Here is an 11,782-nt window from a genome sequence, read left to right as displayed (position 1 = left end):
CGCCTGGAACAAGGACCCGAAGCCGTTCGTCTGGGCCAAGACCGCCGACGAGATCCTCGAGACCCTCGCCGCCTACTGCCAGCGAATCAACGACTCAGGACAGTAGGACCCGGCCCAGGATGCCGGGAGCCGGAGCCGGGATGCCGAGAAAACCAGCCACCGTGGCCACCCGTTTCCCGCGCGGCCACTCGACGGCCGGCCCGGACAGAACGGTGCTGTCCGGGCCTCGTCGAAGTCCGGCCCAGGCCGGGCGCGGACGACCCCGCCCACGAGCGAATATCCCTGTCCGGCTGCATCCGGCTCATGCGGTGGCCGGTCAGCCCACCGGATCGCTGGATCGTCCCGAAAGGGGCCGGGAAATTTCGGTGAGGTGCAGGGTCTTCGCGGTCGCGGCCATCGTCTGGGCCGCGAGCTCGGTATTGTCCGAGAGCCGCTGACCGAACGTGGGGATCATTTCGTTCAGCCTGGGCCGCCAGGCGTCATAACGCTCGGGGAAGCACCGCTCAAGAAGATCGAGCATGATCGGTACAGCGGTGGACGCGCCGGGGGAAGCACCGAGAACTCCGGCGATGGAGCCGTCGGCGGACGCGACGACCTCGGTGCCGAACTGGAGGATCCCCCCCTTCTCGGGATCCTTCTTCACGATCTGTGCCCGCTGCCCGGCCGTGATGATCCGCCAGTCCTTGGCCAGTGCGCCGGGAACGAACTTCGCGAGCTCGGCGATCTTCTTCTTCCGGGTCGCTCGCAGCGCGTTCACCAGCAGGGCGACAAGGGCGATGTTGTCCCTCGCCATGGCAAGCAGCGGAAGGACGTTGTGCCAACGGATGGACGACGGCATGTCAAGGACGGAGCCGTGCTTGAGGAACTTCGGGCTCGAGCCGGCGTACGGACCGAACAGGATCGACTTCTTGCCGTCGACGATCCTGGTGTCCAGGTGCGGCATGGACATCGGTGGCGCGCCGATCGGCGCCTTGCCATACACCTTCGCGTGGTGCCGGGCGACGACGGCCGGATTGTCGGTACGGAGAAACTGCCCGCTGATGGGCAGCAGGGCGAAACCGTAGGCCTCGGGTATCCGTGATTTCTGCAGGATCTTCAGCGCCCACCCACCCGCGCCGACGAACACGAACCGCGCGGAGACCTCCTTGGTCTTCCCGGTCGTGTTGTTGTGGATGCGCAGCCGCCACCGGCCGTCCGGCTTCCGCGTCAGCGCCCTGATCTCCTGGTTGAGGTGGATACCGACGCCGGAGGCCTCAAGCGTCCGGAAGAGCTGCCGGCTCAGGGAACCGAAGTCCACGTCGGTCCCGGAGATGTCACGGGTCGCGGCTATCTGCTCGCCGGGTTTCCGCTGCTCGATCAGCAGCGGAGCCCATCGCTGGATCACGGCGGGATCGTCGCTGAACTCCATGGCGGAGAACAGCGGCTCGGTACGCAGAGCCTCGTATCTCCTGCGCAGGAAGTCGACATCGGTCGCCCCTTGCACGAAGGTCATGTGCGGCGTCGAGTTGATGAAGGTCTCCGGCTCGGAAAATGTTCCGTCCTCCACCAGATACGACCAGAACTGCCGGCTCACCTGGAACTGTTCGTTGATCCCGACGGCCTTCCGCACGTCGATGGTGCCGTCCGGGAGTTCACTGGTGTAGTTCAGTTCGCACAGGGCGGCGTGACCGGTACCCGCGTTGTTCCACGGGTCCGAACTCTCCTCGGCGACCCTGGGCAATCGCTCGTACACGTCGATCGACCAGTCCGGCTGGAGTCTGCGCAGCAGAGTACCGAGGGTGGCACTCATGATTCCCGCGCCGATGAGGACGACGTCGGCGGACTCACGGGCCCTGTTCGTGTCGGGTGACTGCGGATTCATGTGACTCACTGCCTTCTTTCATGATTCTCGCACCTGACACAATTCCATCGTACGGTCCGCATATACGCACGTATGATTGGAGCGGTGAGTCGTGAATCACGGGACGGAAAGAGCGTGCCGGCGCCGGACCCGTCGTCTGCTATGGGACGGCAACCGGCACTGTGAACTCCCGGACGCCCCGTGAGCTGGGAGGATGTCACTACGACATGAATCACCGAGGCAGGCCTGGCGGCGTTTGCGAAATGGAATTTTTACACGCTTCTAACCTGCCGTCCACGAACGACTTCCGGTCGATTTGACGGCCACCCGACAAAGCATCGCGGTAAATAGGGAGAAATACCCGGCCAGCCGGGCAGAGAATACCCTGACGACCAGGAGGAAAGGCGGCCCGGCCAGGGTCCGGCCGAGGCCGGGCGCGGGGACCCTCGGCCCCGCGGGGCCTTCCCCGCCCGCCGGCACTCCGGTGCGCCCGGAAGCGGTCCTCCCGACACGCGGCAGGCAGCTGCCGGTGCGGCGGCAGCTCGGCCGCTGGTGCGCCCGGTCGTAACACGGGCTGGTCCGCGCTCCGCCCCGCCGGCGCGCTCATCGCCGACCGGGCCAGGTCCACCAGCGAGGGCCGCTTCCACCGCGGGGGCCGCCCGGCTCCCTCGGTGCCCCCTTGCTCCCGGCTCCTCACGGACGGCCCCGGGCCGGATCGTGCGTCCATACCTGGGAGACGCATGCTCCGTAACCGGGATACGACGTATATGGATACGGCCAGTACGGATACGGCTGGCCTGGGATGTACCTGGGATACGGCGTGTCGCCGGCCCGGTGTGGCTGGTGGGCTCCGGTATGCCGGAGCGGCCGTGAGAAGGCGGGCCGAACCGGAAGAACCAGCGAACGGGCCCGCTCGCCCGACCACCGAAAGGGAATTCGCCGGCGTCGGTTTGGCCACGGCACGGCCGGGCACGAGCGGCACAGCGGATTACCGGTGAACGGCCCGGGGGCCAGACGTTCCGGTCTGCTCCGGAGAATCCCGGTGCCATGTCGGTCGTGCCCCGGCCCCCAGGCCCACCGAGCAGCGACAAAGCGAACACAAGAGCGCCGACGGGGAGTCACAATGGGCAGTTGTGAAGTTTGCGGCAACGACTACGAGATGAGCTTCGAGGTGCACGCCCAGGGAAATGTGCACATATTTGACAGCTTTGAATGCGCGATCCACGCGATGGCCCCGGTCTGTGAACACTGCGGGGTGAAGATCTCCGGTCACGGAGCACAGACCGACGGACAGTTCTTCTGCGGCGCCCACTGCGCCCGGGCGGCAGGGCGGCAGGGGATTCGTGACCATGCATGACGTGACCACGTATGACGTGACCACGAGTGACATATGAACATGTGACATGTCACATGGGACGCGTGAACTGAACGTATGACGTGTGAACGTGCGGCCTGACCACGTGACAGACGCGGCCACCGGTGGCGCGCGGCCGGTGGACAGCCATCCGCAGTTCGCCGTCACGGTGCCACCGCGGCCGTCGCGCCGCCGTAAGAACGAGATCTCCGCCAGCCACGAGGCGGTGATCCGTGGCAGACGGATGATCTACAGCGGCGGGCGACGGTGCCACCCTGGCGGACCGATCATCATCCGTGTCAGGGCTTTCCCATGAACTGCCCCGGCCGGATCGCGGCCGGGGCTTTCGCGGCGGGACCGGCCGCCACCCGCCCAGCGGGTTGCGGCATCCCCCAGCCGCGGCCGCGGGCGGCCATCCTGGCGTGTGCCGGCCCCGGGGGTGCCCGGCGGCCTGGATCGATCCACCGGCCACCGGCCGGGCCCTGGCCCACGGAGGAAACCGTGCGCCACGACCCCCTCGGGATGCCCGGGTCCGGGGGCTTCGACCCGGAACGCTGACCTGCCAGCGGTCCGGGAAGCCGGGCCTGAGGCGGCGGGCGAAAACTACGGCACGCCGCCCTCAGCCTCTGGTCGAAGACCCCCGGATCCTGGCCAGGGACCCCAGTTTCCTGGTCGAAGACTCCCGGATCCTGACCGAAGAACCCGAAAACGCCTGGACGTACCGAGACGTCCCCATTTCGGCAACCTCGACACATCAAAAGCACAACCATTGCCCCTGGTTGGAACAACCGCCGTACCGGCGACCCCCTTGGCCTTAACCTGACCGCATCTCAAGCCGCCGGAACCGCCTGGACTCCGAAGCTTGCGGGCCATGTCGAAACAGGAAGGAGGATCCGATGCGTCTGATCGCGTTGGCGTAGGGCTATACCTCACTTCCCACGGATGGGATCCCCTTGAGGAGAGCCCGGACCTCCGCCTCTCGGTAGCGGCGATGGCCGCCGAGAGTGCGGATCGACGTGAGCTTGCCCGCCTTCGCCCACCTGGTCACCGTCTTCGGGTCAACTCGAAACATCGTTGCCACTTCAGCGGGCGTCAGCAGCGGCTCAGCGTCCGGTGTTCTCGTCGTCATTGTGTTGGCCTCCCGTCACAGAGCGTCGCTCCGTCCCATACAGATGGTGCATCCTTCGGGGGCATTTCGGACATGGCACGTCAGGACCATCTGCTGACTAGTCACACGACGTCCGAAGCGAGCAATCACGCTCAGTTAGCAGTTATGAACTATCAGCTTGCGGACTCCCTGGTCTGAAGCGGTCTCCACCGGTTCAGGACACGCCCATACGCCGCAACCGCCGCATCTGTTCGCCCTCGGCGTAACGCGGTGATCGCCTCGCCCAGGTCCGCGACCGACGTGTCGTTGCGCAGCGCATCGTCATCGAGCAGATCGACAATGCCTCCGTAGTCGAGCTCGATCCGGCTGTGCGGGTGGAAGTCCTCCAGCCAGTCCCCGAGCTCGGCCACGCCGTCGACGCCCGGCGAGTCCGGCGCGACCCGGCGCAGCACATCGAGCGCCTCCAGGGCCCGGGTCACCCGGCGCCGGGCAAGGCCCATCGACGTCCGGTAGAGCAGCGACCTGTCGACGGTGTCACCCGTGACCAGGACCCGCTCCGCGGGATCGAACAGGACGAACCACGGCGGCGGCACCATCCAGGTGCAGGTCTGGACGTAGACCTTGAGATCGGGCCGGCGGCTGCGCCAGCGGTCCAGCTCGGTCTCGGCCGGCTCGGCCAGCCGGCGCGGGATGAACGCCTCGGCCACCCGCTCGGGCAGCCGGCCGCGGAACTCCATCGCGGCCTGCCACACCCGCAGCTGGGTGTACCAGGGGCAGACGAACATCAGGCCGTCTGCCATCTGGACGAAGGCGGACTCGTCTGCCACGTCCAGCGAGGGACGGATGGTCGCGGCCAGCGCGACGGTTCGTTCCCGCCGGGCACCGGCCCGGCGGCTGGGCACGCCTCCCTCGGCCGCGTACCGCTCCCAACGGAGCCGTTCGGCCGGGGGGAAGGCCGCCAGCGGCTCGTACACCCGCAGGTAGGCGGCCGGACTCACGACAGGCGCCACAGAAGAGATCCTGGCATGCCGGGAACATCAGCGAGTCGCCGTAGGCCCGTCGTCGACACGCGTCCCCCGTTCAACGACGGAGGCCCACGGCAGCAACGACGAACAATCACCACCACACCAGCTCATGGCGGCAGCCGCGGATACGTTGCGGACGTCGACCGCGCCCGTTCGGGAGGTTCCACCCGGTCAGGCGTCGACCATGAAGAGCACGTCCCTCGACGAACCCCACGTTCCCGACGAAGGGAGCCTCACCGGTGCCGTCCGTCTTCACCGCCGGTTCGCAGCACGAACAGGTGGTTTTCTGCATCGACCCCGCCAGCGGGCTGCGCGCGATCATCGCGATCTACTCGACCGCTCTCGGCCCCGCCCTCGGCGGGACCAGATTCCACCCCTACGTCGACGAGGACGCGGCCCTGGGCGACGCCCTTGCCTGTCCAGGGCCATGGCCTACAAGGCCGCCTGCGCCGGCCTGGACCTCGGCGGCGGCAAGGCGGTCATCCTCGGCGACCCCGAGCGGGACAAGTCCGAGCCGCTGCTGCGCGCGTACGGACGTTTCGTGGCGTCACTCGGCGGCCGCTACATCACCGCCTGTGACGTCGGCACGTACGTCGAGGACATGGACGTGATCGCGCGGGAGTGCCGGTGGGTCACCGGACGCTCCCCCGCGCACGGTGGCTCGGGCGACTCCGGCATCCTGACCGCCTACGGCGTGTTCGAGGGGATGCGCGCCTGCGCCCGGCACCTGTGGGGCACGCCGTCGCTGGCGGGCCGCCGGGTGGCCGTCAGCGGCGTCGGCAAGGTCGGCCGACGGCTGGTGGGCCATCTGCTCGCCGACGGCGCCCGGGTGGTCGCCGCGGACGTCAGCCCGGTGGCCCTGCGACGGCTGCGGGCGGAGTATCCCGACGTCGAGACGCACGCCGACCCCGACATGCTCATCGGAGCCGACGCGGACGTCTACTCCCCGTGCGCGCTCGGTGGTGTTCTCACCGCGGACGTGGTCGGGGCGCTGCGGGCGCGCGTCGTGTGTGGCGCAGCCAACAACCAGCTCGCGGACGCGGACGCGGACGCGGACAAGCTGCTGGCCGGCGCGGGCGTGCTCTACGCGCCGGACTTCGTGGTCAACGCCGGTGGGCTCATCCAGGTCGCCGACGAGATCCAGGGCTACTCCCCGGAGCGGGCGCGGGCGAAGGCCAGCGGCATCTTCGCCTCGACCCTGGAGGTGCTGGCTCTCGCCGAGCTGACCGGGGTCACCTCCACCGTTGCCGCCACCCAGTTGGCGGAGCGCCGCATCAGCGAGGTCGGACGGCTACGCCAGATTCTCGTTCCCGGACGTTCGGAGTAGTCGAAGCAGCCGATCGTCAGATTTCGATCTGTGATTCATGTCACGTATATGCCACTGCGATCGCCTCCCAACCGGACAACTGTGGGGTTGGCGTGCCGGGCGGCCCGCGATCCCTGTAGTCTCGGGAGGCACGAGACAATGAGAGCACCGGGGCGGGTCCCCGTCGTCATGTTCGAGGGGGTCGAGCCATGGGGCGCGGCCGAGCGAAGGCCAAGCAGACGAAAGTCGCCCGCGAGCTCAAGTACAACTCGCCGAATATGGATCTGGATCGGCTGAAAGCCGATCTGGGCGCGAGCAGTACGCGAGACGACACCGCGGACGATCCGTACTCGGATGATTCCTACGAGTACGACTACCTCGATGAGGATGAGGACACCGGTCGACGGTAGCGGTACGAGCACGGGGTGCGGGCCGCCGGGTCCGCGTCACCGAGTACCACCGTCGGGCAGTGCTCCTCGCCAGCACAAGGTGCGCCAGGGGTGCGCGTCCCACTCCCGCTCCACATGTGGGATGCGCACCCGTCCTCAAGCGCTCCGAGTGCCTCCTGGGCAGCCATCGCGCGACCGACGATCCACCGGAGACAGCCGTCCCGGGCCGGCGGGAGCCGTCGGCGTCCCGTGAACGGCCGGTCGCGGGAGTCCGCACGGGCCGTAGACCCATCGGCGGCCCATCGGCCGCGCGTCTCCGGGGTTCGCACGGGCAGGGTCCACGGATCGGGGTCCACGGGGCTGGTTACGTGGTCGCTTCACGGGTTCCGGCCGGTCACCGGCCTATGGCGTCACCAGGTAGCACGTGGCGCCATGGACGCCCACCAGACGGCCCGACGGGTTCGCCGGATGGGCTGTCACAGGTACGGCCGGCCCGTACACCGCCGTCATACCGCCGTCGCGGGTCCAGCGTATGGGCAGGGGCGTGATCGGGTTGAGTCGGACGCGTGTGAGCCATTCGAATTTTGTTGCATTTAGTTATTTATATGAGACATACCGTAACAGACCGCCACATGATCTATGCCACTATGGGCAATATTCGAGCTGAGCATCCCGGTCAGTACGGACTCGACCGATACACGTGGCAAACTGACGGGGTCACATCGCCATCGGACCACACCGGCTGGCGGCGATGACGGCCGTTCCGTCCGAGCGGGTCTCGGCCTGGACGTGAGCCTACGAGAAGGCTGCTGGCAGGCATCGGCGCGTTGCCCGCAAGGTCGAGACGGAGGCCGGCTACATGTCCACGAAGCCGCCGTCCGCCTCCTCAGATCATGCTACCCAGGGTGATGAACGGTCACGTTCTCCCCGCTCGCTCCGTGCTCTGTACGGTGTGCTCCCGCTCACGTCCGCCGCGGCCGTCGTCGTCGCGGCACTGTACGCCGCCCGGGATGGCCGGCCCGCGTGGGACGCGCTCGCCCCGGCCCTACCGGTATGCGTGCTCGGCCAGCTACCAGTAGTCATTCGCCGAATCGGCCGGAACCTCGACGATCTCAACCTCGGAGAGATCTCGCTGATCATCGCCCTCGCGCTGGTCCCGGGCCCGTGGGTCGTCCTGCTCAGCCTGCCGACAACGCTGGGAGCACACCTGGTCGCCGGGCACCGGCCGCTCCCAGCGCTGCTGCGCGCCGCTGTCGTCACCACGAGTACCGGAGCGGCCGTCCTGGCCGCGGCCGCGGTCATGGGTGGCCGCGACCTGCCGGCGGCACTGCCGGACACCCGCGCGTTCGCCGCCGTGGCCGTGGCCGCCATGGTGTGCGGCATCCTCACCTGGCTTCTCACGCTTCCCAGCACGTTCGCGGCAACGCGGTCGAGATGGCCGGTCCACCGCATGCCGCATGACAGCCTCGCCATCCTGCGGATGCAGCCGATCGTCGCGAACACCGCGCTGGGCCTGCTGGTACTCGCGGCCGCGAGCTGGAATCCGGTCGTCGCGCTGGCGCTTCCACTCGCCGCGGCCGGCCCCGGCATCGGCCACTACCGCAGGCTGCGCTCCCTGGAGGAACGCGGTCACTGGGACGAGGTCAACACCGCAGCCCGGGAACTCGCCGACGCCGACGAGCCAACCGTCGTCATGATCGCACAGCGCAAGGCCGAGACCCTCTTCCACGCGGACAGCACGGTATTGACCATCTGGTCCCCGGTCCCCACCGACACGGCACCCACCGAAAGCACATCCACCGACACCACGTCGGCAACGACCGACCAGCGCGCGCCGGCAACGGCCGAGCGGCATCCGTCCCCCGGCACGCCGCCGGAAGACGTCCGCCAGGAAGATCCTCTTCCGGGGCGGGACACCCGCCGGCAGGAAGAGCGCCAGCCAGCTCCGCCCGGGCGTCGCAGGTGGCTGCCATCCCGGATTCGGGAGGTCAGCGCCCCCCTGCTCGCGGGCGAGGAGCAGATCGGTGTGCTCACCCTGGGCTTCCGCCGGCCGACGGCCTGGCGTCGCCACGAGGAGCAGGTCCTGGCGGCCTTCACCCAGACGGTCTCCCGCGCCCTCGCGCATGCCCGGCTGGAGGCCCACGCCCGCCAGGTGGCCGAGGAGCAGGCCCACGACGCCGGGCACGACTGGCTGACCGGCCTGGGCAACCGCCGGCTGCTGATGGCCAGGGCAGCGGCCGAGATGCGGCGGCAGGCCGAGACCGGGCGGTCCGTCGCCCTCGTGATGATCGACCTGGACCGCTTCAAAATCATCAATGACACCCTCGGGCACAGCGCCGGGGACCGGGTGCTACAGGCGGTCGCCGAGCGGCTGCGACGCGGCATCCGGGCGGACGACGTCGTCGCCCGCCTGGGCGGAGACGAGTTCGCCGTCCTCGTCACCGGCATCGACGACCCCGCCCAGGCCGAGGCGACCGCCGCCGAACTCGCCGACGTGCTGTGCCGGGACGTCGTCATGGATGGCATCCCGCTGGCGGTGGAGGCGTCCCTCGGGGTCGCCTGCCACCCACAGGACGGCAGCACCATCGAGGAACTGCTGAAACACGCCGACATCGCCATGTACCAGGCGAAACACTCCCACCCCCGGTGGCGGCGCTTCGACGCCGGCAGCCACGACCCGTCCCTGGAACGGCTCGCCCTGGTCGCCGAGCTGCGCTCCGCGATCAGCGGGAACGAGCTGGTGCTGAACTACCAGCCCCAGGTGGAGCTGCGGACCGGGCGAATCAGCGGCGTCGAGGCGCTGGTGCGCTGGAAACATCCACGACGCGGGATGCTCACCCCCGAGATGTTCGTCCCCGCGATCGAGCAGTCCGGGCTGGTGCAGGACTTCACCAAGGCGATCCTCGAGCAGGCCCTCGTCGCGTGCGCCGGCTGGCGGGCCAGCGGGTTCGACATCACGGTGTCGGTCAACCTCTCCGCCCGTAACCTCCTGAACACCGAACTTCCCGGGGACGTGGCGAAGTTGCTGGTCAAGCACGACGTTCCGGCGGCGGCGCTCACCCTGGAGATCACCGAGACCGCGATGATGTCGGACAAGCGGACGGCCTACCGGCTGCTGGGCAAGCTGCGGGAGATCGGCGTCCGGATCGCCGTCGACGACTTCGGCACCGGGTTCTCCTCCCTGACCATGCTGCAGGAGCGGATCCTCGACGAGGTCAAGGTGGATCAGAGCTTCGTCCGCAAACTGCTGGTCGAGCAGGGTGACGCCGCGATCGTCTCCGCCACGATCCACCTGGCGCACACCCACAACCTCCAGGTGGTCGCGGAGGGGGTGGAGACCGCCGAGCTCATGGCCGCGTTGGCGGCGCTGCGGTGCGACTTCGTCCAGGGCCTGCACACCGGCGCGGCCATGCCGCTGCCGGAGCTCACCGCCTATCTGCGGGCATCGGAGTCCGCGCCCCGCCAGGCCGGTCGGCACGAACGCCCGGATCCTGCCGCTGTACCGCAGGCGGCCCCGCGGCCCCAGACCCGCCGGGGACTGACCAGCCCAGGCACCCAGCCCAGGGACGCTGGCCGACCGGGACCGGAATCGGGACCGGCTACCCGGCGGGAGGGTGTTCCCCGACAAGCTCGGCCCGGCCCTCTTCGGCGGCACCCGCACCGTTGACGGAGCCGGCAGCGCCCCCGGCGGTGCCCTCATCGGGGTGGGCGGTGACCTCCCCGACGATCCAGGCGGGGACCCCGCGGGCGGCGAGCAGGTCCACGGCGGCGGGCGCGTCGTCCGCGCCGAGCAGGGCGACCATCCCCACCCCGAGGTTGAACGTGCGTTCCATCTCGGCCCGCGGTATGCCGCCACGCCCGGCCAGCAGGACGAACAGGGGCGGCGGGGCCCAGGTGGAGCGGTCCAGCCGGGCGGTCAGGCCGGCGGGCAGCACCCGCGCCAGGTTGGCCGCGAGCCCACCGCCGGTGACATGCGCGAAGGCGTGGACGTCCAGAGCCTCGGCCAGAGCGAGGCAGTCACGAGCGTAGATCCGGGTGGGGACGAGCAGCGCGTCACCGAGAGTGGTATCCAGGTCGTCCTCGTGGCGGGCCAAGGCGGCCCGGCCTTCCGCGGACACCCCGCCGGGGCCGTCCGGGTCCGGCGGGCCGAGCAGCGCGTGGCGCACCAGGGAGTACCCGTTGGAGTGCAGGCCGGACGAGGCCATCGCGACCACCGCGTCCCCGGGCCGCACCCGATCCGGCCCCAGCAGCGCGTCCGCCTCCACCACACCGACGCCGGTGGCGGCGAGATCGTAGTCGTCGGCGCCCATCAGGCCGGGATGCTCCGCGGTCTCACCGCCGACCAGCGCGGCGCCGGCCTGCTGGCAGCCCTGCGCGATCCCGGCGACGATCGCCGCGATCCGCTCCGGGACGACCGTCCCGCAGGCGATGTAGTCCAGCAGGAACAGCGGTTCGGCGCCGCAGACCACCAGGTCGTCCACGACCATCGCGACCAGGTCGACACCGACGGTGTCGTGCCGTCCGACCGCCCGCGCAATGGCAATCTTCGTGCCTACGCCGTCGGTCGACGAGGCGAGCAGCGGGCGCCGGTAGCGGGTGACATCGAGTTCGAACAGCCCGGCGAAACCGCCGAGGGAACCGACCACCTCGGGCCGCGTGGCCCGGGCGACGTGCTCGCGCATGAGCGCGACGGCACGGTCACCGGCATCGATGTCGACGCCGGCGTCCCGATAGGACACCGTGGCCGGAGGCGAGGCTGG

Annotated in this window: 7 protein-coding genes and 1 pseudogene; 4 read left to right on the top strand and 4 right to left on the bottom strand. The window is 69.3% G+C overall.

Annotated features, from left to right (window positions below):
* Window positions 1-316: 316 nt before the first annotated feature.
* Window positions 317-1,861, bottom strand: coding sequence for a malate dehydrogenase (quinone) (gene mqo, locus CM1CMNOD_RS01080; RefSeq protein ID WP_013871849.1), 1,545 nt, complete (start codon window positions 1,859-1,861; stop codon window positions 317-319).
* Between the two features lie 1,102 nt (window positions 1,862-2,963).
* On the opposite strand from mqo, the gene CM1CMNOD_RS01075 reads away from it, so the two are divergent.
* Entirely contained in the window at window positions 2,964-3,197 is a 234-nt protein-coding gene (locus CM1CMNOD_RS01075) for a hypothetical protein (protein WP_013871847.1), read from the top strand.
* Window positions 3,198-4,116: 919 nt separating this feature from the next.
* Here the strand turns inward: CM1CMNOD_RS01075 and bldC are convergent.
* Together bldC and CM1CMNOD_RS01065 are read right to left on the bottom strand one after the other, a co-directional pair.
* Window positions 4,117-4,323 (bottom strand): developmental transcriptional regulator BldC, encoded by a 207-nt coding sequence (gene bldC, locus CM1CMNOD_RS01070; protein WP_013871846.1) that lies wholly within the window; start codon window positions 4,321-4,323, stop codon window positions 4,117-4,119.
* Between the two features lie 152 nt (window positions 4,324-4,475).
* Window positions 4,476-5,312, bottom strand: a complete 837-nt coding sequence (locus CM1CMNOD_RS01065; RefSeq protein ID WP_013871845.1) for a hypothetical protein — start codon at window positions 5,310-5,312, stop codon at window positions 4,476-4,478.
* A 254-nt stretch (window positions 5,313-5,566) separates the two neighbouring features.
* On the opposite strand from CM1CMNOD_RS01065, the pseudogene CM1CMNOD_RS01060 reads away from it, so the two are divergent.
* The 3 genes and pseudogenes from CM1CMNOD_RS01060 to CM1CMNOD_RS01050 all read left to right on the top strand — a co-directional run bounded on the left by CM1CMNOD_RS01060 (window position 5,567) and on the right by CM1CMNOD_RS01050 (window position 10,689).
* Window positions 5,567-6,654 (top strand): annotated as a pseudogene (locus CM1CMNOD_RS01060) (Glu/Leu/Phe/Val family dehydrogenase).
* Window positions 6,655-6,842: 188 nt separating this feature from the next.
* Window positions 6,843-7,043 carry a DUF3073 domain-containing protein gene (locus CM1CMNOD_RS01055; RefSeq protein WP_013871843.1) on the top strand — a complete coding sequence of 67 codons (201 nt, stop codon included), beginning with the start codon at window positions 6,843-6,845 and terminating at the stop codon, window positions 7,041-7,043.
* 931 nt (window positions 7,044-7,974) lie between these two features.
* A complete protein-coding gene (locus CM1CMNOD_RS01050) occupies window positions 7,975-10,689 on the top strand; it encodes a putative bifunctional diguanylate cyclase/phosphodiesterase (protein WP_050803272.1) in 2,715 nt (904 codons plus the stop codon).
* Here CM1CMNOD_RS01050 and purM read toward each other — a convergent pair.
* Window positions 10,622-11,761 carry a phosphoribosylformylglycinamidine cyclo-ligase gene (gene purM / locus CM1CMNOD_RS01045; RefSeq protein WP_131772023.1) on the bottom strand — a complete coding sequence of 380 codons (1,140 nt, stop codon included), beginning with the start codon at window positions 11,759-11,761 and terminating at the stop codon, window positions 10,622-10,624. The genes CM1CMNOD_RS01050 and purM overlap by 68 nt on opposite strands.
* Window positions 11,762-11,782 lie beyond the last annotated feature (21 nt).

The sequence above is a fragment of the Protofrankia symbiont of Coriaria myrtifolia genome (assembly GCF_900634755.1).
In the GTDB taxonomy this organism is placed as follows: domain Bacteria; phylum Actinomycetota; class Actinomycetes; order Frankiales; family Frankiaceae; genus Protofrankia; species Protofrankia coriariae.
This window is presented reverse-complemented; position numbering and strand designations above follow the sequence as displayed.